This window comes from Gillisella vitis, from assembly GCF_001541345.2.
Taxonomy (GTDB): Bacteria; Pseudomonadota; Alphaproteobacteria; order Rhizobiales; family Rhizobiaceae; genus Allorhizobium; species Allorhizobium vitis.
The window spans coordinates 1028184-1051057 of record NZ_LMVL02000001.1 but is presented as its reverse complement, the minus strand read 5'-3'; the positions used below and the strand labels follow the sequence as shown (position 1 = coordinate 1051057).

Here is a 22874-nt window from a genome sequence, read left to right as displayed (position 1 = left end):
TGCTTGATATGTCGCTGAAAACACAAAGTTTTGGAGACAACAGACCTTATTGGAAAGGCATCCACCAGGATTTGTTGGAATTGGACATTTCCGCTTCCTTCTGGCGACGTTTTTCCTTCTTGGCTTCCGGTTCACCCAGATCGTCCAGCTTGGCCTGATCGATTTCGCGGTAGGAGGCCGGCGGATCGGACAGAACCCGGCGCTGGTCGATATAGGCGCCCTTCTGGATCTTGCGAGCGTCGCGGAAGGCCTGCCATTTCTGGGTCTCGGTCATCGTGCCATTGGTGCCGTTGCCTTCGAGAAGCGGCGAGCGATAGCTCTGGTTGCCACGGTTGGCATCGGCTTCGGCCACAAGCCGTGTGCGGGTGTCCTCAGGGCTTTCGACCCAATCGGGATTATCCTTGCTGGCCAGGGATTCCTGCGGCTGTACTAGCTGTGCGGTTTCACCTTTGGGCGGCAGGACGAGGTCCGGGCGCGGGTTATACGCTGTATTTGTCGTCTTCTTCTTGCTGCCGATAGAAGCGGCCGAGCCGACATCGTCCACCAATTGTTCCATAGACGTCTTATCGGTGCCATAGGTTGGGGAGCTGGTGCAGCTGCTCAAGGCAGAGCAGGCAGCAAACATGCCAACAAGAACCATCCGTGCCTTAACCATCAATACCTTCCAGCCTTTTTCATGTCCCGGATCCAAAGCTCCGTCAGTCGCAACAAATATCTTTCCATCCAGCCTCATGCTGAACCGACGGATATCCGCACCGCTGTCGCGTATGGCTTCAGATCGGAACCTCCCGCGCACTTTATACAGCAAGCTCAAGAGAACATCAAATCGACCATACCAGCACCGCCCCGAATAGTTATCGAGCGGCATCTTTCCGCCTGATAGAAAATTCCGGCCAATTTCAGGCAGCTTCTACCGGATGATCCTAAAAAGCGCAAATCATCCGGTAAATATTCATCTGTCAGCCAAGTGTCAGTTCGCGCAAGGCTGCCGCATCCCGTGCCGAAACATCGGGATAGTCAGGGTCGGAACCAACATCGTCGGTGATCCGCCAGGAACGGGCGCATTTACGTCCCTCTGCCAGCTTCGGTTCTACTGAGACCGCACCCACATCCGACAACCGGAAGGCCTCGGACGGACCTTCGCCCTTGACCACCGAAATGGCCGAGGTGATGCAGATTTCGGCGAAATCCTGACCCTCAAGGGCTGCCAGCAGATCGGCATCGGCAATATGCACGACGGGAGCCGCTTCCAGCGAGGAGCCGATGCGCTTATCCTTGCGCTCCACTTCCAGCGCGCCGGTGACGACGCTGCGCACCTTGCGGATCTTTGCCCATTTGCCGTCCAGCGGCTGGTTCAGCCACTGCGCCGGGATCGGCGGGAACTGTTCCAGATGCACGGAGACCGCATCCGGGCTGCGCGACAGCCAGGCTTCTTCCGTGGTGAAGGGCAGCATCGGCGCCAGCCATAGCACCATGCAATCGAACAGCTTGCGGATTACGAAGAGTGACGCCCGGCGGCGCGGCGAAGACGGCGCGTCGCAGTAGAGCGCATCCTTGCGGATGTCGAAATAGAAGGCCGATAGCTCGACATTGGCAAAATCGGTCAATGCGCGGGTGATCTTCTTGAACTCGAAAGCATCATAGCTGTCGCGCACCAACTGATCCAGCTCGGCCAGCCGATGCAGCATCAGCTTTTCCAGCTCTGGCAGCGCCTCATAGGCAATCTCTTCGCCATGGTCATGAGCAAGCGTACCCAGCATCCAGCGAACCGTATTGCGGATCTTGCGATAGGCATCGATATTGGTCTGGAGGATGGTCTTACCAAGCCGCTGGTCTTCCCAGTAGTCGGTGTTCATCACCCAAAGACGCAGAATATCGGCGCCAGACTGGGCCATCACATCCTGCGGCACGACCGTATTGCCGAGCGATTTCGACATTTTGCGGCCCTGCTCGTCCATGGTGAAGCCATGGGTGACGACGGCCTTGTAGGGCGCGCGGCCACGGGTGGCGCAGCTTTCCAGCAGCGAGGAATGGAACCAGCCGCGATGCTGGTCCGAGCCCTCCAAATAGACATCCGCCGGCCATTTCAGATCAGGGCGATCTTCCAGCGTAAACGTGTGGGTGCAGCCCGAATCGAACCAGACATCGAGAATGTCACGAACCATGGTCCAGCGATCCGCGTCGGCCACGCCTTCGAGGAACCGCTCCCGCGCACCGTCGGCAAACCAGGCATCGGCACCTTCTTTTTCAAACGCTGCCAGAATGCGGGCATTGACGGCCTCATCCTGAAGGATCTCGCCTTTTTCATCGGCAAACACGCAGATCGGCACGCCCCAGGCGCGCTGACGCGACAGCACCCAGTCCGGGCGACCCTCGATCATCGCCCGCAAGCGATTCTGGCCTGCGGCAGGCACAAAACGGGTGTCGTCGATGGCGCCAAGAGCACGCGAGCGCAGCGTCGTGCCGTCACCCAACTCCTTGTCCATATAGACAAACCATTGCGGCGTGTTGCGGAAGATCACCGGCTTCTTGGAGCGCCAGGAATGCGGATAATCATGCTTGATCCGGCCACGGGCAAACAGGTTGTTGGCGGCGATCAAGGCCTTGATGACACGCTCGTTGGCATCACCCTTCTTGCCGTTGTCGTCCATCACGCGGGCCGCGCCGCCTTCAGCCGAGGGGCCAAAGCCGGGCGCGTCTTCGGTGTAGAAGCCAGCGTCATCGACGGTGAAGGGGATTTTGGACGAAATGCCACGGGCTTCGAGTGCGCGGGCAGCCGACATCCATGCATCAAAGTCTTCACGACCATGGCTGGGTGCAGTGTGGACGAAGCCTGTACCGGCGTCATCGGTGACGTGATCGCCGTCGATGAGGGGAACGTCGAAGTCGTAGCCGAGGGAAGCGAGCGGATGGGCGCAAGTAATGCCTGACAAGTCCGCAGCCGATAGGTTGCAGACTCGCTTATACTCTAACTTAGCTTTTTCGAAGCAAGCGACAGCCAATTTATTTGCAAAGATTAGCGTCTCGCCGGGCTGCGGACCGAAATCGTTAGCTGCGCCAGTCACTTCATAGAGGCCGTACTGTATCTTTGACGAAAAGCTAACCGCTCGGTTACCGGGGATAGTCCAAGGCGTTGTCGTCCAGATTACTACAGAAGCTTTTTTTAGAGCGTCTTTGATAGCTTCATTTTTATTCGCAAGATTATTTAAATCAGATCCAGGATCATCATGGTCAATCCATTCAGCAACTAATTTTAATGGTGGTTCCACCACCGGAAACTTCACCCAGATCGTATCACTTTCAACCTCGTGATACTCCACCTCGGCCTCGGCCAAGGCGGTGCGTTCCACCACCGACCACATGATCGGCTTGGAGCCACGGTAGAGTTGGCCGGATTTGGCGATTTTCAACAACTCGCCAGCAATCCGCGCCTCGGCGTGGAAATTCATCGTGGTGTAGGGATTTTCAAAATCGCCTTCGATGCCCAACCGCTTGAAGTCTTCCGACTGGACCTTGATCCAGCCAGCGGCGAAATCCCGGCATTCCCTGCGGAATTCGTTGATCGGAACCTCGTTCTTGTCCTTACCTTTTTCGCGGTATTTTTCCTCGATCTTCCATTCGATCGGCAGGCCGTGGCAATCCCAGCCGGGAACATAATTGGCATCATAGCCGCGCATCTGGAACGAGCGGGTGATGACGTCTTTCAAGATCTTGTTCAGCGCGTGGCCGATATGGATGCTGCCATTGGCATAGGGAGGGCCATCGTGCAGCACGAATTTTTCGCGGCCCGCGGCGGAAGCGCGCAGCTTCTTGTAAAGCCCCATCTGCTGCCAGCGCTCGACGATTTTCGGTTCTTTGTCCGGCAATCCGGCCCGCATCGGAAAATCCGTCTGCGGCAGCGCAAGCGTTGCGGAATAGTCTTTTTTATCAGCGGTATCGGTCATGATCTAGCCATTGAAGGAGGCGGCAAGCGTGCGCCTGAAAGTGGAGAAAGTCGGTGACGGGGCGTGGCAGAACACACGCCGAAAACCCGGACCCTCCGGCTGCTCCTAGAGCGCGCGGAAGGCCGGGCCAGTAATTCGCCCAATAATGCGGAAGGATATGGTCGACCGGACTGTTCTCATGATGGCGATTGTTTAAGCGGTTTCCCACCGAAAGAGAAGAGGGAAATAGAAAAGGCAAAACAACAAGGCGGCCAAGACCGCCTTGCCGAAATTGAAAACCCGGATCACGCCCGCGCCGGTACCTTGGCTGGGGTTATCAGGTTGACCACAACAGCCACGACAATATTGGCCAGCAGCGCCAGAATCCCGGTATAGATGGTGACGGGTGTTCCGTCGATGGTGAGCGTATGCAGCGGCTTCAAGCCATTCAGCCAGACCAGCCATGTGCCGCCGACAAAGCCGACCACCCAGCCAGCCAGCAGGCCCGGCACCCGGAACCAATTTGTAAACAGGCCAAAGATCAGCGCTGGCAAAGTCTGCAAGATCCAGATCCCACCCAAAAGCTGAAGATCCAGCGCAAATTGAGTCGGCAGGAAGACGATGACCAGCAGCGCCCCGACCTTGACCACCAGCGAGGTGATTTTTGCCACCTGTGCTTCACCGGCGTGCGACACATCCGGGTTGATATAGGCCTTCCAGAAATTGCGGGTAAAGAGATTGGCGGCCCCAATGCTCATCACCGCCGCTGGCACCAGGGCGCCGACGGCGATGGCGGCAAAGGCAAAGCCTGCGAACCAATCCGAAAACAGCGTCTGGAACAGCATCGGTACGATGTCATTCGGGGTGGCTGGCTTCAGGCCAGCCGCATGGCCCATATAGCCCAGCAGGGCCAGCAGGCCGAGCAGCAGCGTATAGGCAGGCAGCAGCACCGCATTCTTGCGGATGGTATTGGCGCCGTTGGAGGCGAAAATACCCGTGAGCGTGTGCGGATACATGAAGGCCGCCAGCGCCGAACCAAAGGCAAGCGTCGCATAGGCTACATATTGATTGCCGCCCAGCAACAGACCGCCGGAGCCTTTGGCCTGGAAGGCCGCATCGGCGCTGGCAAACACATTGGCATAGCCGCCAAGCTTCATCGGGATCGCGGCGACGGCGACAATCACCACGATATAGATCATGATGTCCTTGACGAAGGCAATCAGTGCCGGAGCGCGCAAGCCTGCCGAATAGGTGTAGAGCGCCAGAATGATGAAAGACACCATCAGCGGCACTTCGCCATGAAGGCCAAGAGCCTTCAGCACCGCAGCCATGCCGACCAACTGAAGGGCGATATAGGGCATGGTGGCGATCACACCTGTCAGCGCCACCACCAGTTCCAAAGCGCGAGAGCCGTATTGGCCATGCACGACATCGCCTGCGGTCACATAGCCATGCTCCTTGGCGCGCCGCCACAAGATCGGCATGACCAGAAACACGAAGGGATAGACAATGATCGTGTAGGGCAGAGCGAAGAAACCATAGGCACCAACCGCATAGACCAGCGCCGGAACGGCAATCACGGTATAGGCAGTATAGAAATCGCCACCCACCAGAAACCAGGTGATCCATGTGCCGAATTTGCGCCCGCCAAGTCCCCATTCATCGATATGGGCCATGGTCTCGGGTCTGCGCCAGCGCGACGCGACGAAGCCCATGACGGTGACCAGCGCGAAGAAGAAGATGAAGACGGCAAGCGCCGTCGGATTGATCTCAGTCGTCATGGCGCATGCTCCTGTAGGCAATGTAAATCAGGAGCGATGTCAGCGGCACCCACATCAACTGATACCAATAGAAAAATGGAAAGCCGAATAGCGAAGGCTCGCGAATATTATAAAATGGAACCCATAACAGGCCAATATACGGAATAACCAGCAGCCAGCAGGCCGCTGTCCAAATACGTTTTTGCATGAAACCTCTCCCGCAAAAGCAGAGACGCAACTGCATTGCGCGCCTCAACGTATCTTCGATCATTTCCGATTCACCGCCGGGCTGCAACCGGCAAATGCCTGGCATTCAGGCTGAAAAAAAACGGAAGCTTTGAGCCGTAGGATCGACAATGGCGTCAAAAGGCGATTTTTCGATCCAGTTCGCCAAGGGGCGTCACGCCTGCCAGCAATGCCCTTGCCTCTTCGGCATCCTGCTTGATCTGGGCAACAAGCGGATCGAGGCCCTCGAATTTCCACTCGTCGCGCAGATGACCGAAGAAGGATACCCCGCAGGTTTCCCCATAAAGATCGCCAGAGAAATCGAAGACGAAGGTTTCAAGAAGTGCCGCACCGTTGTCCGTTACCGTGGGGCGATAACCGAAACTGGAAACGCCATCGTGTATCGAACCATCGGCCCGGCGCAGGCGCACGGCATAGATGCCGGGGCGCAGGGTGGTTTTGGGAGAGAGCGCCATGTTGGCCGTGGGAAAGCCCAGCGTGCGGCCAAGCTGTTGGCCCTTGATAACCTCGGCCTCGACCGTGAAGCGATAGCCGAGCAGGCCAGCCACTTCGCTGACCGCACCCTCGGCCAACAAACCACGAATACGGGTGGAAGAGACAACCTCGGCATTTTCATCGCGGAAGGCATCGAGAAGTGTGACGCCGAAACCGTATTGCGCGCCCATTTCCATCAGGAAGGCCGGACCGCCTTCGCGCCCTTTGCCGAAATGAAAATCGAAGCCGGTCACCACTTCGGAAGCCCCCAGCCAGTCCACCAGCACGGTCTTGACGAAATCCTCGGCGGAACGCTGCGAGAATTCCCGGTCGAACGGATATTCGATCACCGACTGAAACCCCATCGCCTCCAGAAGGCGGGCCTTGAGCGGCGCCGGGGTCAGACGAAATACCGGGTCCTGTGGGTTGAACACCGCACGGGGATGCGGCTCAAAAGTCAGGACCAAGGCGGGAACGCCGCGTTGCTGCGCCAGCTCCAGCGCGCGGTCGAGCACGCTTTGATGGCCGCGATGCACGCCGTCGAAATTGCCGATGGCAACAACGCCGCCCTTCAGGCTGTCGGGCAGCGGTGTCTTCTTCTCATTGCGGTGAAAAACGGTCATTGCTATTTCCCGTCAGGCCAACCGGGGCATCCACCACTTGGGCGTTGCCGCCTCCCGCTCAAGGTAAGCGTTCAGCATTGTCTCGTCAGTCTTGCCGTCATTGGTATATTCCGCCGCATGGATGCCGCCACTCACATAGAGAAGATCAAGGCCGAAGCTGAGCGCGCCCCTCACGTCGGTCGGCATGCCGTCGCCGATGGCGATGATGCGGCTGCGGTCAATTTCAGCGCCGCGTATCTCCTGCGCTTTCGCCAGGGCCGCCTCGTAAATCGGATTGTGCGGCTTGCCAGCATAGCGGGTTTCACCACCCATTTCAGCGTATATTGCGGCCAACGCGCCAGCGCAGGGAACCAGCCGATGGCCACGCTCTACGATCAGGTCGGGGTTGGCAACAATCATCGGAAGTCCGCGCTGGTTCAAGCCTTCGAGCATCCCGCGATAGTCTTCCGGCTGCTCCTCTTCGTCATTGAACAGCCCTGTGCAAATAATGGCGTCGGCCTCGTCCGCCGGAACCAGTTCAACATCAAGCCCCTGAAACAGCGACAGATCCTGGCTTTGACCGATCAGAAAAGCGCGGCGCGGGGCTTTTTCAATCAGTTTTCGCGTCACATCACCGGAAGAGACGATAGCGTCATAGGCCGTTTCCGGGACACCGATTTGATCCAGCATTATCTTCACACGGTCGGACGGCCGTGAAGCATTGGTAATCAGCACGACGGAAACGCCATCGGCCCGGGCTTGCGACAGGGCCTCTCCTGCCGCTGGGAAAGCATCGATTCCATTATGCAAAACGCCCCAGACATCCGAGAGGATGACGTCGTAACCCTGGGTGATTTCATTGAGCGTATCGATGCGTTTTGCCATGGAATCCGTTGCCTGCTGAAAGAACTGGCCTGACATGGCAAAGCTGCGCCGCAATTGCAAGAGATTTGCCGGAACATCAGGGTTTTCGGCTCCGTACTGATGCCGATCACACGGTTTCAAGATTCCATACCAATCCAGCAACAGCCGCCAGACCCATCACGGTTACCATGCCGATCTTTAACCGCATCAACAGAAGCGCCGAGCCTGCGAACAAAAGCAGTGATGGGATGTCGAGCGAAGCAAGTTGCGGCCACCAGAGGCCTGGAGCGCGCTCGCCTGGCCATAAGGTGCTGAAGGGAATTCGATCCACTTTCGCAAACAGCACATGCAGCCCGAACCAGACGGCGAGATTGCAGATTACCCCGACCACGGCGGCGGTAATGGCCGAAAGCGCCCCATCCGCCAGCCTGTTGCCGCGCAAACGCTCGATCAGCGGCGCACCGGCAAAAATGAAGACAAAGCTTGGCACGAAGGTCGCCCAGGCCGTCAGCAATGCCCCTGTCATGCCTGATATCAACGGCATAACGCTATCGGCATCACGAAACGCCGCCAGGAAACCGACGAAGGACAGGACCAGAACCAAGGGTCCCGGCGTGGTTTCGGCCAGCGCCAGCCCATCGACCATCTCTCCGGGGCGCAGCCATTGATAATGTTCCACAGCCACCTGCGCCACATAAGCCAAAACGGCATAGGCCCCGCCGAAGGTGACAAGCGCCATGCGGGCGAAAAACAGGAAGATCTCGGTGAGCCGCGCGCTGCCATCAAACAGCGCCAGCAAGGCCAGCGGCGCCAGCCACAGACCTGCCCAGCCGAGAAGGGACAGCGCCATATGCCACCAATTCAGCGGTATTTTCACTGCCCCAGGCTCGGATGTTGGGACGGGCTGCCCATAGGCGCGGATCAGCCCGGCCAGGGCCGCCAGCAGGACGACCACAGGAAAGGGTAATGCCAGACAAAACAGCGCAAAAAAGGCGACTGCTGCGACAAGCCGGTGAAAGGTTGATTTCAGCGCCCGACCGCCAATGCGGAGCAGCGCTTGCAGGACGATCGCCAGCACCGCAGCCTTTAACCCGAAAAACAGACCCGAAACCCAGGCAATATCGTGGTAGAGCGCATAGGCAGCGGAAAGACCGATCATCACCGCCAGGCCGGGCAAGACGAAAAGCAACCCGGCAATCAGCCCACCACGAATTCCGCCGTTCAACCAGCCGATATAGGTGGCGAGCTGTTGCGCCTCTGGCCCCGGCAAAAGCATGCAGTAATTCAGCGCATGCAGGAAACGCGCTTCGGAAAGCCAACGTTTTTCATCGACGACGATACGATGCATCAGGGCGATCTGCGCGGCGGGACCACCAAAGCTCAAGAGGCCAACAGACCAGAATACGGCACAGATTGTCCCCAATGGCACAACCGGAACATGCTCTTGCCCTTTTGCCATGTCAGAGAGTCCCGTCATGTGCCCGTCGTCCCTTTAAGGCATATATTTTTTGAACGGCGTCCTTGACTCAGTCAGAGGCCGTGCTTATCTCAGGCTCGCTAGCACTCAAACAGACAGAGTGCTAACAATATCCATGCGGGGCCGTTTCGGCCCGCGAATGTCATTTGATCGAGGGATTAGACAATGGCAAGCACCAATTTCCGCCCGCTGCACGACCGCGTTGTTGTTAAGCGCGTTGAGTCCGAAGAAAAGACCAAGGGCGGCATTATCATTCCTGACACCGCCAAGGAAAAGCCGGCTGAAGGCGAAATCATCGCTGTCGGCCCAGGCGTTCGCGACGACAAGGGTGCGCTCGTTGCCCTGGACGTCAAGGTTGGCGACCGCGTTCTGTTCGGCAAGTGGTCCGGCACCGAAGTCAAGCTCGATGGCGTTGACCTGCTGATCATGAAGGAAGCCGACATCATGGGCGTAATCGGCTGATTTAGCCTGATCACCCCTTCTTCCTTTTAGACAATTCACCAATGGGTTAGACACCCGGGAGTTTGAAAAATGGCTGCTAAAGAAATCAAGTTTGGCCGCACTGCGCGCGAAAAGATGCTGCACGGCGTTGATATCCTCGCTGACGCTGTAAAGGTCACGCTCGGCCCCAAGGGTCGTAACGTTATCATCGACAAGTCCTTCGGCGCTCCGCGCATCACCAAGGACGGTGTATCGGTTGCCAAGGAAATCGAACTGGAAGACAAGTTCGAAAACATGGGCGCCCAGATGGTTCGGGAAGTTGCTTCCAAGACCAATGACATCGCAGGCGACGGCACCACGACCGCTACCGTTCTGGCCCAGGCTATCGTGCGCGAAGGCAACAAGGCTGTTGCTGCCGGCATGAACCCAATGGACCTGAAGCGCGGCATCGATCTGGCTGTTGCTGAAGTTGTGAAGGACCTTCAGGCCAAGGCCAAGAAGATCTCCACCTCTGAAGAAGTTGCTCAGGTCGGCACGATCTCTGCAAACGGCGACGCACAGGTCGGCAAGGACATTGCCGAAGCCATGCAGAAGGTTGGCAACGAAGGTGTTATCACCGTCGAAGAAGCCAAGACCGCTGAAACCGAACTTGAAGTCGTTGAAGGCATGCAGTTCGACCGCGGCTACCTGTCGCCTTACTTCGTCACCAACCCTGAAAAGATGGTTGCTGACCTGGAAGACGCTTACATCCTGCTGCACGAAAAGAAGCTCTCCAACTTGCAGGCTATGCTGCCCGTTCTGGAAGCTGTTGTGCAGACCGGCAAGCCGCTCGTCATCATCGCTGAAGACGTTGAAGGCGAAGCTCTTGCTACGCTGGTTGTCAACAAGCTGCGTGGCGGCCTGAAGATTGCTGCTGTCAAGGCTCCTGGCTTCGGCGATCGCCGCAAGGCTATGCTGGAAGACATCGCGATCCTGTCTGGCGGCACCGTGATTTCCGAAGACCTCGGCATCAAGCTCGAAACTGTCACCCTCGACATGCTCGGCCGCGCCAAGAAGGTTTCCATCACCAAGGAAAACACCACCATCGTTGATGGCGCTGGTCAGAAGTCCGACATCGAAGGCCGCGTTGCCCAGATCAAGGCTCAGATCGAAGAAACCTCTTCCGATTACGACCGCGAAAAGCTGCAGGAACGTCTGGCCAAGCTGGCTGGCGGCGTTGCCGTGATCCGCGTTGGCGGCTCGACGGAAATCGAAGTCAAGGAACGCAAGGACCGCATCGACGACGCTCTGAACGCAACGCGCGCTGCTGTTCAGGAAGGCATCGTTCCTGGCGGTGGTACAGCTCTGCTGCGCTCCTCCACCAAGATCACCGTTAAGGGTGTGAACGACGACCAGGAAGCTGGCATCAACATCGTTCGCCGCGCTCTGCAGTCTCTGGTTCGCCAGATTGCAACAAACGCTGGTGACGAAGCTTCGATCATCGTTGGCAAGATCCTCGACAAGGACAACGACAACTTCGGCTACAATGCCCAGACCGGCGAGTTTGGTGACATGATTGCCATGGGTATCGTTGACCCGGTCAAGGTTGTTCGCACAGCCCTGCAGAACGCAGCTTCGGTTGCTTCCCTGCTGATCACCACCGAAGCCATGATTGCTGAACTTCCTAAGAAGGATTCGGCTGGCGGCGGCATGCCTGACATGGGCGGCATGGGCGGCATGGGTGGCATGATGTAATAAGGCGAAAGCCTTATTACTGAAGACCCCATATAGCTTCGCCCATGCTCTTTAAGTCGTTCATCGCTTCAAGCCCGCTGGCATTTTAGTTTGTTCATCGCGTCAAGCGCGCTGAACGGGCAGCATGGGCGGCATGATGTAATAACGCGGAAGCCTTATTACTCGAACGCTTGATACAGTTCAGACTTTCTGAAAGGGCGGCTTTTACAGCCGCCCTTTTGCTATTGAGACGGACGCTGCGCCCGCGTTTCCGTAAAAATATTTCTTTGAATATTGCTCCACCTGTCATTGAGCAAGCAAGCAATCCCAGTGCAACTTGAAAGCCTTATCGGCTGGAGCCAAGAGTAGCGCTCCCGCCACTTCGACTGAGGATACTGCCAGGGATATTGGATTTATTATTCCTCTTCGGCTTTCCCATAAAATAGAAAATCCATTTTCTTTAAAGGAATGCTTAAATTTAACTTTTTTTTATAAATTTTCATGGGTATATGAATCACATTCATTATTTATAACGCGTGGCACACTGAAGGCCGCTGCAATGTTTTGAAGGTGCGGCATGGCTGCATTAAAAAAACACGGGCTTCAGAAGAAAAAGAATAAGCGTGAGAACCGTAGAAAGTTTGATGTAGCCGTTGGTTCTTGGCTACAAAAACGCATCCCGCTTTTACGGTATCGCCCCAAAAAAGAAGTCCAGGCAGAAGCAGTCATCGTCAATTTGAGAGGGCAGGGCAAGTATTCGCGATGAGCCGAATTCCGGCCTTATCGATATTTGGATCGTGCCGGTTGAACAATACGTCTGATGGGGAATGTCTTGTTTAAAATTGCAGGATTTGTGCAAACGGCAGACGCCGAAAAGATTACCGATAACAGCGGGATCAGCCGCCGGACATTGCCCTACGGCCTTATCGAGGAATGGTCGGGCGACCTTAACAATGGCCTGGTCAAAATTGGCGAAAAAACTGCGATATTTCATGGATTGAGCAGCCAGGAATGTGGCCTTCTGACGATCACGCGCTGCTATGACTATAAGGATAGGATGTCTATTCTCGAAATATTCGAAAAGGCAGCCAGCGCAGTGTCCTCTTTTTACTATTCCACCGTGATCGTCAGAAGCCTCTCGACCAAGCAGCCGGTCTTTTGCATGGGAAAGTCCTGTGCGCTCGGCAGCCAGAATGGCTCGATTGCTGGCGTATTCATTTTCCCGGCTTTGTCCTGAAGCAGGCTTATAAGAAGTGTCATTGAAGATGACTCTCCTTATTCCACTGCTGAATATCCCAAGCCTTTGACGCATTTAAGATATTCGAAATTTTTCATCACAAGGATGCTTCAGAAGCTTCGATGCGTTCTTATGAAATGACTGAATTCATCAGAAGCAAAAATCGAGCGCCATCTTCAACGGCACTCGGTAGAGAAACCCTTCGTCATGACGAAAGTTAGGGACATAATCCTATATCAGCCGCCGAAGATCGTCCTCAGCAGGTCGATACCACGGTCATCGAAACTCACTTCGCCCTGCTTATTGCCAGGACCGACCACGATAACCTTGCTGCCGATGTCGGCGCGGGCATAGAGATCCTCGACATCCCTATTGTTCATACGGATGCAACCCGAGGACAGATTCAGCCCGATTGACCATGGCTGATTGGTGCCATGAATGCGGAAAATCGTATCGCGATTACCCTTGTAGAGATACATGGCGCGTGCGCCGAGCGGGTTATCCGGTCCTCCTTCCTGGACGACCGGCAGGACATGACCGCGACGCGCTTCCCGCACGCGCATTTCTTCCGGTGGACGCCAGCTTGGCCATTCCACCTTGCGACCGATATTGACGACACCAGACCAACCGAAACCTTCGCGCCCGACGCCGACGCCGTAGCGGATCGCCCGGTTATTACCCTCAACGAGATACAGGAACTTGTTATTGGTATCGATGATGATTGTACCCGGCGCCTCATCGGTTCTGAGCCGCACCAGCCGCCGCTTGAATTTGTCGGGGACTTCCCGCTTCATCATCTGCGGTGTTACAACGCTGCTGGCTGTTGAGCTGGCCGGATCGTCCGCTCTCGGCGCTGCTGCCGAGCCTGAAGCTGGCAAGGCCAGTGCTGCCATCATCAATGCGGCCATCGCCACACCCGTTCCCCTCATCCGCATAGGCAATTTCCCTCTCCAAACAGTTCGAACAAAACTATCCAAGCTTAGCAATGTTGCAAGCCATCCCCGGTCGATTTTGTCAAAAAGGTGACAATAGTGTGACTTGAAATCAGCAGCTAGCCTCTGATCACATCACGATAACTTTCGTACCCACGGGTACGCGGCCATAGAGATCCGTTACATCCTGGTTGCGCATGCGGATGCAGCCGGAAGATACGCCATAGCCGATTGTCCATGGCGCATTGGTCCCGTGAATACGGTAGAGGGTCGAGCCAAGATAAAGCGCCCGGGCACCCAATGGATTTTCAGGCCCACCCTGCATGCGGGCCGGCAGATAATGGCCCTTGGCAGCTTCACGCGCGATCATTTCCTGCGGCGGAATCCATTCCGGCCACTCTGTCTTGCGGGTCACTTTGTGCTCGCCAGCCCATTCAAAACCAGGCTTGCCAACACCGACGCCATAGCGGCGCGCCATTCCTCCGTCCATCACCAGATAGAGAAAGCGATTATTGGTATCGATCACCAGTGTGCCCGGCTTTTCCCTGGTCTGGTAGGCCACCACCTGCGGCAGGAATTGTGCGGGCGTCGGCGACATCTGTCTGGGCGCGGGCATGGCTGACGCTTGTTGAAGCGCAGGCCGCAACGGTGCGGCGGAAGCGGCAGGCTGGCGGTATTGCTGCGGTACCGGCTTGCTCACCGGGCGATAGTAAACCGGCTGGGCGGCAGAAGTCCTGCTCGGATTAACGGCTGGTGGCTCGGCCCGCACACCCAATTGCAATAGCCATGGCGCTGCAAGGTCCGGGCTGACGACAACCGGTGGGCGGATTTGATAGCGATCCTGCGCCACGGCTTGCCCGGTTATGGCCGGCAAGGTGAGCGCCAGTGTCAAGGCAAGACTGGCTTTCAGGAGAAAACGCGGTGGCAGCATCGGCTAAACCCATTTTTTAAACCATCAGGACCCACAGTCCGTTGGGATCAACCTGCCACCGCCACTTGTGGAAAAGGTAAACGCGCATTCATTCCATTTGCCACAATGCGGGAAAGCTTTTGTCAGGGTTAGTATTTCGTTTGAAAAGACAGTGAACAAAGAGTAAACAAAAAATCAAACGAGGGAGCGGGAATGGATAGTGCAGGATTGATTGCCGACGAAGAAGGCGTATTGCGCTGTTTCTGGCATGGGGGGCTTGCGGATTACCGACGCTATCATGACGAGGAATGGGGCCGCCCTGTTACCGACGACCACCGCCTGTTCGAGAAAATCTGCCTGGAAGGCTTTCAATCCGGCCTGTCCTGGCTGACCATTCTGCGCAAGCGCGAGAATTTTCGCGCCGCCTTTGCCGGTTTCGACTTTGCAAAAGTAGCGCTGTTCGATGATGCGGACATTGCCCGTTGCCTTGCCGATACTGGCATTGTGCGCCATCGTGGCAAGATCGTTTCCACCATCAACAATGCCCGGCGGGCTTTGGACTTGCAGGCCGAGTTCGGTTCCCTCGCCGCTTATTTCTGGCGTTTTGAGCCTGGCCCCGAAGAACGCCCGGCCAAAATGGATTATGCAACGCTGCGCGCCAATCCTACATCGCCCACGTCCATCCGGTTGTCGAAGGAATTGAAAAAGCGTGGCTGGAGTTTTGTCGGCCCCACCACAGTCTATGCCTTCATGCAGGCGATGGGACTGGTCAACGATCACCTGGAAGGCTGTGTTTGCCGGGATATAGTGGAGCAGTTGAAGGCTACGTTTATTCGGCCCACCTAACCCTCAGCCTATCGAAGCCACCAGTTCCGGCAGGGCGCTGATCTCAGGCAATTCGCGAAACCGCGGCGCATCGACGGGCTTTTCCACATGCTCGAAAACCCAGGTCAGCTCATGCGGTACGAAGACGCCCCAGGCTCCGACGGCCAGCGCGGGCACGATGTCGGATTTCAGCGAATTGCCAACCATCATTGATCGTTCCGGCTCATCGCCATGCTTTGAAAAAAGTCGCCGATAGGTGGTGGCGTTTTTATCGGAGACGATTTCCACCGCATCGAAAAAATCACCAAGCCCGGATTGCGCCAGTTTGCGTTCCTGGTCGAACAGGTCGCCCTTGGTAATCATCACCAGGAAATATTGCCCTGCCAAGGCTTCCAGCACATCGCGCACACCGGGCAGCGTTTCCACCGGATGGCTGAGAAGATCACGGCCAATCGCCAGGATCTCGCCGATCACTGTGCCGGGCGCCCTACCCTCGGTAATATCCAGCGCGGTCTCGATCATCGACAGGGTAAAGCCTTTAATGCCGAAACCGTAATGGGCCAGATTGCGCTTTTCCGCCTCCAGAAGCCGTTCCGAAATCATGGAGGATTCAGCATAATCAGTCAGCAGCGACCGGAAATGCTCTTCCGTCAGCCGGTAGAATTGCTCGTTTTGCCAGAGCGTATCGTCGGCATCGAGGCCAATGGTGGTCAGCGCCCGCGTCATGTTCTCCTCCAAGCAAGGCAGCAGCACGGCTGCCTCAAGCGTATCCAATACTTGAGACAGCCGCTGGTCGCTTATTTGCCGTGCATATCAAGCCATTGCTGCATCATGGCAATTTCGCCCTGCTGCGCCTTGATGATCTCTTCGGCCAGCGTGCGGATCTTTTCGTCCTTGCCATATTGCAACTCTACCTTGGCCATGTCGATAGCGCCCTGGTGGTGAGCAATCATGCCGCGCACGAAATCCACATCGGCGTTGCCGGTCATCGGCATGGCCATGGCCTTATGCATCCTGGCATTGGCGGCTGTAAAAGCCTTGCTGGATGGCGCGTTCAACGTGGTCGAGGGCATGGAATGATCCATGCCTTTCATTGTGTCGTCGGCATAAGCGGCAGTGGTGGCAAGCAACAGGCTTGCGGCAAGAAGTACTGTTTTGACCATGACGGTCCCTTTCTAATGATGACAAGTAAGTCGAAATCCGGCCTTTCCCGGATTCCATAGGCTCTTTCATCCATCAGAAACGAGGCGGCGGCACCAAGGGCAGAGGCGCCAGTGATAGCAACCGGGTCGTCGATCCCGGCAATGGCGCATCCCCCACAAGTGGCTTGCCAAACACAACGGAAAAATCCGCAAGCAGGCTCACGCAGGCGGCACAATGCCCACATCCCATTGCCTGATGCCGATCAGGACAGTTTCCGTCGGTCTTGTGGAGATGCCCGGATGGGCTAGCAGCCTGCATCGGCGATGCGGACAGCATCATATCATGGCCATGGGGCGTTTCGGGAACCGGCATCGTCATCAAGGTCGCCATACCGCCGGAGGCCGCCAAGCCGCTAACCGGCATGGCGCCATAGGCCAGAGCGGCAATAACCAGCATAAGGCGAAGAACGAGAGCCATGGACGCAGTGTATGCCAATCGCCTCATGAGGCAAGCGTTTTCGATCAGCCCTTCCGGCCCTTGAGTTGGCCCGCCAGATCCAACCATTGCTGCGCCCGGCGCGCCCAGGTGAAGTGGGTACGGACATAGTCCGTCCGCTCCTGGCGTCGTGCCGCCGCAGCGGACGGATCTCGCTTCATTGCCACCAAGGCCTCACTGGCAAATTCGATGTAGTTCTGCGCGAGTTGCCGGTAGGATGGTGCCATGTCCATGAACTGACCGAGTCCATTTAGAACTTCCGGTAGCGCACCAAGTCGCGTCGTCAGCACCTCCGCCCCGCTGGCCAAGGCTTCGACAGCAGCTATGCAAAAGGTTTCCGCGAATGTCGATGGATAAGTCAGGGCAGCAGCATTCCCCATAACATCAGCCAGTTTTTTTTGCGAAACCGAGTCATGATAGGTCACGCCCGACAGGCTACGTGCAACTTCATAGAGATAGGCATTGGGGTCATTCTGAGCATCAGCAGTGTAAATCTTTATGCCCGAGAAAATTTTAAGCTCTGCCCCTGACAATCGGGCACGAATGGAAGGAAAAGCCAGCAGCAGAATGTCCAATCCACGAAAGGGTGTGCTGGTATAGGTCAGGACTGGCTCAGCGCCGATCTCAAACCATGCCGGTTGCAAGGGACGTTCCAGAAAAGCAGGAGATACTGCATTGCCGATCACCGCGGCCCGCGTTGGATTAAGACCAAAGGCCGCGGCATAATCGTTGACCTGCCAATGGCTCACCATCACAAAGGCGTCCCAGACGGCCCGTTCCTCCGCATTGCGCAGGGTCGAAACCGACACTTGATCGGCAGCGTGATGGCAATAAAGCACCATGGGAATGTGTTTGGGAACGACCTGACGAAATTTGATGCCCAACGCCACCGATACCACGACGACGATATCGAACTGGCCGAAGCCCTCACGTCCGATGGTGCTGCTTTCCACCAGCCGAACGCCCTTTACCACCCGCTCACGGCTAGGATTGTTCATCAGGGTCACCGTGGCACCAGCCTTGACCAATTCCTCGGAAAGATAGGCAATGGCCGATTGCGTGCCGCCGAGTGGCTGTTGCAGAGGCGTTTCTGGATCGTAATCGATGCCACTCGTATCCAGAAACAGAAAATGCATGCACCCCCCCAAATGGCTCATGTCAGCGATGATTCGAATTAACCTGAGGAAGCATATATGACCTTGTGAACAATACGATAATCCTTACTCTCTTCCCCCAGCGGCACGACGGGCCAATCCCAGCCCTGCTCTGTTTCAGGCGGCGCAATACCCGCCAGAAGATCGGTTTCCTCACGCAGCACATCATTGCGGTCGATGACGGAGAAAGAAATATCCGTCAGCAGACAGACCCGGGCAGGCACTTGCGACAATCCGTCGAGATGAGCGCGGATCAGCCGGGCGACGCTATCCCCAGGCATCGCCTCCGCCGCCTCCCCGGCCAGCCGCTTTTTAGCGCCCATGCCAATCTGGGAAAGAACATTGGCCGAGACCACCAGATCAAGCCATGGAACGCGGCGCAGGAAATCCAGCGGTTCCGGCAGCTCTCCCTGTTTCAGCGCGTCGTAGCCGGAAAGGTCGCGCTCGATGAACCGGACGTTCTTCAGCCCCTTCATCCCCACCCAGGCCCGGACGCTGGCGACATGCACCAGATCCACCAGCACGACCGTATCGAAGGCCCGTGACAATTCCAAAACAGGCACATCGCGCAGCAGGCCGGAGCCAAGCACGACAACCGTGCGGCGCGGCATGATCGGCTGCGCCGCATGCAGGACCGCCCGTTTGCAATTGCGCTCATGCTCCGCCCAATCGCTGGCGCAGCGGCGGGCGCGCGACCAGAGATTGATGGAATAGCGGATATAAGGCCGATGCGCTTTCGACGTCACCCACCATGTTGCGGCGTAATTCAGGGCTTCCAGGATCATTTCCGGCCTATAGCATTGGCTTCGGGCCGAAACCAGCCTTCGGCCTTGCCGCTCAGGGCGTCATCCACTAAGACAGCCGCAACACACATTTACCCCAAAAAATATCAGAGACTCGGTGCCGATCATGAGCGAAAAGACCAAAAAGCCCCAGAAACTGAGAGCCCGCCTGCCGCGTGGTTTCGTGGATCGGGAAGCCCATGACATCCGCGCCGTCAACGAGATGACCGCGAAAATCCGCGAGGTTTATGAGCGCTACGGCTTCGATCCCATTGAGACGCCGCTGTTCGAATATACCGATGCGCTCGGCAAATTCCTGCCCGACAGCGACCGCCCGAACGAAGGCGTGTTCTCGCTTCAGGACGACGACGAGCAATGGATGAGCCTGCGCTACGACCTGACTGCACCGCTCGCCCGCCATGTCGCGGAAAATTTCAACGAAATCCAACTGCCCTACCGCACCTACCGCGCCGGCTATGTGTTCCGCAATGAAAAGCCGGGTCCGGGCCGTTTCCGCCAGTTCATGCAGTTCGATGCTGACAGCGTTGGCGCACCTGGCGTGCAGGCCGATGCCGAAATGTGCATGATGATGGCCGATACGCTGGAAGCATTGGGCATCAAGCGTGGTGATTATGTGATCCGGGTGAACAACCGCAAGGTTCTGGATGGCCTATTGGAGTCGATCAATCTTGGCGGTGATGACAAGGCCATTCAGCGCCTGAATGTTCTTCGGGCTATGGATAAATTCGACAAATTTGGTTTTGAAGGCGTAAGACTTCTACTCGGCGCTGGCCGGAAAGACGAAAGCGGCGATTTCACCAAGGGCGCCGGATTGGACCACGGTCAAATTGAAACCGTAATCCAATTTTTGAGTTGGAAGAGTATTCAATATACCCCTGTAGAGGGCAGCGACAAACTTAAACAAGAGACAAACATTCAGGACACTAATCTGACGGTTCTAGACGGTTTCATAAATTCATTCCCTGCCGAGAATGCTCTTTTCTTAGAGGGCATCAGCGAGTTGCAAACAATAGCAACGCTGACCGATGCCGCCGGGTATGATCGCAGCCGAATTCAAATCGACCCCTCCGTCGTGCGCGGTCTCGAATACTACACCGGCCCCGTCTATGAAGCCGAACTGACATTCGACGTCACCAACGAAAAAGGCGAAAAGGTCGTCTTCGGTTCGGTCGGCGGTGGTGGGCGGTATGATGGCCTCGTGTCGCGTTTCATGGGCCAGCCTGTTCCGGCCACCGGCTTTTCCATTGGCGTCTCGCGCTTGATGACCGCCTTGAAAAACCTGGGCAAGCTGGGTGCCGACGAGGTGATCGCTCCGGTTCTGATCACGGTCATGGATGGCGATGTCGAGAGCATGGGGCGCTATCAGCGCTTTACCCAGGCGCTTCGCAATGAAGGCATTCGCGCTGAGATGTATCAGGGCAATTGGAAGAAATTTGGCAATCAACTGAAATATGCCGACCGTCGCGGCTCCCCCATCGCCATCATCCAGGGCGGCGATGAGCGTGAACAGGGCGTGGTGCAAATCAAGGACCTGATCGAAGGCAAGCGTCTGTCAGGTGAGATCACCGACAACACCGAATGGCGCGAAGCCCGCGTGGCGCAGATTGTCGCGCCGGAAGCAGAGCTTGTGGCCAAGGTGAAAGAGATTTTGGCCGCCCAGGCGGAAGATCGGGCGCGGGCGAAATAAGGGTTTTGGTTTGATGTTGTCGGGTGGGGGACCCCCCTCTGCCCTGCCGGGCATCTCCCCCTCAAGGGGGGAGATCGAAGGAGGTTGGCGGCTCGGCTATCATTCGCGTTTTGGGCATTCGCGTTTTGGGGTTTGGTCAGACTAAACTCCTTGATCCTTGTCTCAAGACGAAATAGGCGGGTGCGGCATACCGATCTCCCCCCTTGAGGTGGGGTGAGGAGTGGTCGGCAAAGCCGATGAAACGATCCAGTGAATCGTTTCAAATGACGAACGCTGGCAAGCCAGAGGGGGTAACCCCACACGCAAAGCGGTCCCAATCTGGACGACGAAGGGCAATCAACCCCACCGAATTTCACGGTTATAAATTCCGCAGCGCCATGCCAGACTACCGTGGCAACGACACGGTTCCCAACGATGCCGCATTTTGATGTTCCAGTACGCAATCGGCAAAATGCGCGGCAGATGCGCAAGGCTATGACCGATGCCGAGTTGAAATTCTGGAACGCGGTTCGGGCGCATCGGTTGATGGGATTGAGCTTTCGGCGACAAATGCCGATTCACGGCTATATCGTCGATTTCGCCTGCTCGGAATATAAGTTGATCGTAGAGATCGACGGCGCAACCCATAGCGATGACCACCAGATTCACAAGGACGCACGGCGGGATCAGATGCTGTCGTCGCTTGGCTGGACGATCCTTCGCGTCACCAACGAGGACGTTACACGTCGGCTCGATGAGGTCTGCTCTCATATCATTCGCTTGGTTGAGACACTGCGGTGATATTCGCTTTCAGGTGAGATATGGGCGAGGTGCCGGGTGGAGTACCCCCCTCTGCCCTGCCGGGCATCTCCCCCTCAAGGGGGGAGATCGATGGGGTTGGCGGCTCGGCTATCATTAGCGTTTTGCGTTGAGAAAACAGGAATCTATTGCCATACGTTTTAAGAGGAAATAGGCGGACAAGGCATACCGATCTCCCCCCTTGAGGGGGAGATGGCTGGCAAGCCAGAGGGGGGTCCCCCCCGCGCAAACGCCCCCTTCCCCCTCCACTCCTTATACGCTAGAACCATTTCAGGATCGGTTGTAACGCACCGATCCCGGAGCGTAGAAAACTCCTCAGCAAGCGGCCCGTGTCGGTCGTTATAAAGACACCCCTCAGCCATAGGTTTGTGGCTGAGGCGGTGGGCTGTGTCTATATGGTCCACTCTCCATCCTTCTATGGTCGGGGAGGCCTTGGCGTATGTCCAGAGCTTCGGCTTAAAGGCCAAGGCGGTCGTCTTGTTGCGGCTTTTCTACCTCCCCGATCGCCAGAGACTGTTCTCTGGCGATCGCTTGGTTTTCAAGCGCGGGAGACAATGGACAATGGCCGATTACAACCTTTGGGCCGATCTTTTCGATACGTGGCAATCCTCATCCGACTGGATCAAGGCACTGATCATCGTGACGCCGCCGGTTTTTGCGGTCAGCGTGTTGGCGCTGCTACTGCGCCACAGGCGGGAGAGACCGGGAAACCCACCCCAAGGCGCAATTTACCAACCACCACAGCGCCCGGAAGACTCGGCGGAGATTATCGACGTCACCATTCTCGACGCGGCAACCAACCTTCAAACCCGATTAGAGGAAGCCCGCCGCACCCTGCTGCCACAGATCCGCACCCTGCCCGATAGCGACACACTGGGACGCCAGACCATCCGCCAGCAGATCGAACAGATCATTCTCGAAGAATACCACCGCCGGTCCGATCCAGCTGATGCCCTTGAGCGCGTGCGGGAATTCTTGAGACAATACCAGACCCTGCAGAAAGACGGTCTCCCAACTAAGGATTGACGATAGGCAAGAGGGTGACGGTCCGTTCAAGCTAAGATAGACTGGAATCGCAACCACGGAGACAGCTTTGCAAGACAGCGCCCCCATTCCGGTGACCCAGTGGAACGAAATGAAAAAGCTCGAAGCCTCGTGGTTCGACCGGCTGTCCACCGTTTGCCTTACCGTCGGTGTGGCCGCGCCGATTGCCGCCAGCAGTCTTTCGCCCAATGGTGATCATAAATTACCGTTACTCGGCTTCGTCTTCTGGATTTTTCTAGCAATCGTGCTACATATATTGGCGAGGTTCTCTATTCTGGAGATGAAACAGTGACAAGTTTTGAGCAGATCTACACTGTAATGCCGCTTGGCCTGCTGGTTTTGGCCG

Annotated in this window: 23 protein-coding genes; 9 read left to right on the top strand and 14 right to left on the bottom strand. The window is 56.6% G+C overall.

Annotated features, from left to right (window positions below):
* Window positions 1–46: 46 nt before the first annotated feature.
* The 7 genes from ASB66_RS04410 to chrA form a co-directional block, all read right to left on the bottom strand.
* The gene (locus ASB66_RS04410; RefSeq protein WP_060717161.1) at window positions 47–655 is read right to left on the bottom strand and encodes a hypothetical protein; all 609 of its coding nucleotides are present in this window, start codon (window positions 653–655) and stop codon (window positions 47–49) included.
* A gap of 304 nt (window positions 656–959) precedes the next feature.
* The gene (gene ileS, locus ASB66_RS04405; RefSeq protein WP_060717093.1) at window positions 960–3944 is read right to left on the bottom strand and encodes an isoleucine--tRNA ligase; all 2985 of its coding nucleotides are present in this window, start codon (window positions 3942–3944) and stop codon (window positions 960–962) included.
* A gap of 284 nt (window positions 3945–4228) precedes the next feature.
* A complete protein-coding gene (mctP, locus tag ASB66_RS04400; RefSeq protein WP_060717092.1) occupies window positions 4229–5704 on the bottom strand; it encodes a monocarboxylate uptake permease MctP in 1476 nt (491 codons plus the stop codon).
* On the bottom strand, window positions 5694–5891 hold the full coding sequence (locus tag ASB66_RS04395) for a DUF3311 domain-containing protein (protein WP_060717091.1): 198 nt from the start codon (window positions 5889–5891) through the stop codon (window positions 5694–5696). The genes mctP and ASB66_RS04395 overlap by 11 nt, the downstream gene beginning before the upstream one ends.
* A 154-nt stretch (window positions 5892–6045) precedes the next feature.
* Window positions 6046–7026 (bottom strand): bifunctional riboflavin kinase/FAD synthetase, encoded by a 981-nt coding sequence (locus ASB66_RS04390; protein WP_060717090.1) that lies wholly within the window; start codon window positions 7024–7026, stop codon window positions 6046–6048.
* Between the two features lie 12 nt (window positions 7027–7038).
* Entirely contained in the window at window positions 7039–7890 is an 852-nt protein-coding gene (locus tag ASB66_RS04385; RefSeq protein ID WP_060717160.1) for a TIGR01459 family HAD-type hydrolase, read from the bottom strand.
* Between the two features lie 106 nt (window positions 7891–7996).
* Entirely contained in the window at window positions 7997–9346 is a 1350-nt protein-coding gene (gene chrA / locus ASB66_RS04380) for a chromate efflux transporter (protein WP_060717089.1), read from the bottom strand.
* 165 nt (window positions 9347–9511) lie between these two features.
* Between chrA and groES the strand changes: the two genes are divergently transcribed.
* From groES to ASB66_RS04360, 4 genes are all read left to right on the top strand, one after another.
* Window positions 9512–9808, top strand: a complete 297-nt coding sequence (groES, locus tag ASB66_RS04375) for a co-chaperone GroES (protein WP_060717088.1) — start codon at window positions 9512–9514, stop codon at window positions 9806–9808.
* 69 nt (window positions 9809–9877) lie between these two features.
* The gene (gene groL / locus ASB66_RS04370; RefSeq protein ID WP_060717087.1) at window positions 9878–11521 is read left to right on the top strand and encodes a chaperonin GroEL; all 1644 of its coding nucleotides are present in this window, start codon (window positions 9878–9880) and stop codon (window positions 11519–11521) included.
* Between the two features lie 556 nt (window positions 11522–12077).
* Window positions 12078–12266 (top strand): hypothetical protein, encoded by a 189-nt coding sequence (locus ASB66_RS04365; RefSeq protein WP_060717086.1) that lies wholly within the window; start codon window positions 12078–12080, stop codon window positions 12264–12266.
* A gap of 66 nt (window positions 12267–12332) precedes the next feature.
* Window positions 12333–12737, top strand: coding sequence for a hypothetical protein (locus ASB66_RS04360; protein WP_147274009.1), 405 nt, complete (start codon window positions 12333–12335; stop codon window positions 12735–12737).
* Between the two features lie 236 nt (window positions 12738–12973).
* Here the strand turns inward: ASB66_RS04360 and ASB66_RS04355 are convergent, their stop codons facing one another.
* Window positions 12974–13672 (bottom strand): L,D-transpeptidase, encoded by a 699-nt coding sequence (locus ASB66_RS04355; RefSeq protein WP_060717085.1) that lies wholly within the window; start codon window positions 13670–13672, stop codon window positions 12974–12976.
* Window positions 13673–13799: 127 nt separating this feature from the next.
* Window positions 13800–14600: a L,D-transpeptidase gene (locus ASB66_RS04350; protein WP_060717084.1), complete on the bottom strand. Its 801-nt coding sequence runs from the start codon at window positions 14598–14600 to the stop codon at window positions 13800–13802.
* Window positions 14601–14792: 192 nt separating this feature from the next.
* On the opposite strand from ASB66_RS04350, the gene ASB66_RS04345 reads away from it, so the two are divergent.
* The gene (locus ASB66_RS04345) at window positions 14793–15425 is read left to right on the top strand and encodes a DNA-3-methyladenine glycosylase I (protein WP_060717083.1); all 633 of its coding nucleotides are present in this window, start codon (window positions 14793–14795) and stop codon (window positions 15423–15425) included.
* A 3-nt stretch (window positions 15426–15428) separates the two neighbouring features.
* On the opposite strand, the gene ASB66_RS04340 is transcribed toward ASB66_RS04345, so the two are convergent.
* The 5 genes from ASB66_RS04340 to ASB66_RS04320 form a co-directional block, all read right to left on the bottom strand.
* Entirely contained in the window at window positions 15429–16130 is a 702-nt protein-coding gene (locus ASB66_RS04340; RefSeq protein ID WP_060717158.1) for an HAD family hydrolase, read from the bottom strand.
* A 71-nt stretch (window positions 16131–16201) separates the two neighbouring features.
* Window positions 16202–16567 (bottom strand): CopM family metallochaperone, encoded by a 366-nt coding sequence (copM, locus tag ASB66_RS04335; protein WP_060717082.1) that lies wholly within the window; start codon window positions 16565–16567, stop codon window positions 16202–16204.
* A 73-nt stretch (window positions 16568–16640) separates the two neighbouring features.
* Window positions 16641–17024 carry a hypothetical protein gene (locus ASB66_RS04330; protein WP_060717081.1) on the bottom strand — a complete coding sequence of 128 codons (384 nt, stop codon included), beginning with the start codon at window positions 17022–17024 and terminating at the stop codon, window positions 16641–16643.
* A 44-nt stretch (window positions 17025–17068) separates the two neighbouring features.
* The gene (locus ASB66_RS04325) at window positions 17069–18178 is read right to left on the bottom strand and encodes a glycosyltransferase family 4 protein (RefSeq protein ID WP_060717080.1); all 1110 of its coding nucleotides are present in this window, start codon (window positions 18176–18178) and stop codon (window positions 17069–17071) included.
* A 38-nt stretch (window positions 18179–18216) separates the two neighbouring features.
* The gene (locus ASB66_RS04320) at window positions 18217–18981 is read right to left on the bottom strand and encodes a hypothetical protein (protein ID WP_060717079.1); all 765 of its coding nucleotides are present in this window, start codon (window positions 18979–18981) and stop codon (window positions 18217–18219) included.
* A 124-nt stretch (window positions 18982–19105) separates the two neighbouring features.
* On the opposite strand from ASB66_RS04320, the gene hisS reads away from it, so the two are divergent.
* The 4 genes from hisS (at window position 19106) to ASB66_RS04295 (ending at window position 22820) form a co-directional block, all read left to right on the top strand.
* Window positions 19106–20686, top strand: a complete 1581-nt coding sequence (hisS, locus tag ASB66_RS04315) for a histidine--tRNA ligase (RefSeq protein ID WP_060717078.1) — start codon at window positions 19106–19108, stop codon at window positions 20684–20686.
* 414 nt (window positions 20687–21100) lie between these two features.
* Window positions 21101–21466 (top strand): endonuclease domain-containing protein, encoded by a 366-nt coding sequence (locus ASB66_RS04310; protein WP_060717077.1) that lies wholly within the window; start codon window positions 21101–21103, stop codon window positions 21464–21466.
* Window positions 21467–22045: 579 nt separating this feature from the next.
* Window positions 22046–22510 (top strand): protein kinase, encoded by a 465-nt coding sequence (locus ASB66_RS04300; protein ID WP_114386251.1) that lies wholly within the window; start codon window positions 22046–22048, stop codon window positions 22508–22510.
* Window positions 22511–22577: 67 nt separating this feature from the next.
* Entirely contained in the window at window positions 22578–22820 is a 243-nt protein-coding gene (locus tag ASB66_RS04295; RefSeq protein WP_060717554.1) for a hypothetical protein, read from the top strand.
* The last annotated feature ends 54 nt before the right edge of the window (window positions 22821–22874 follow it).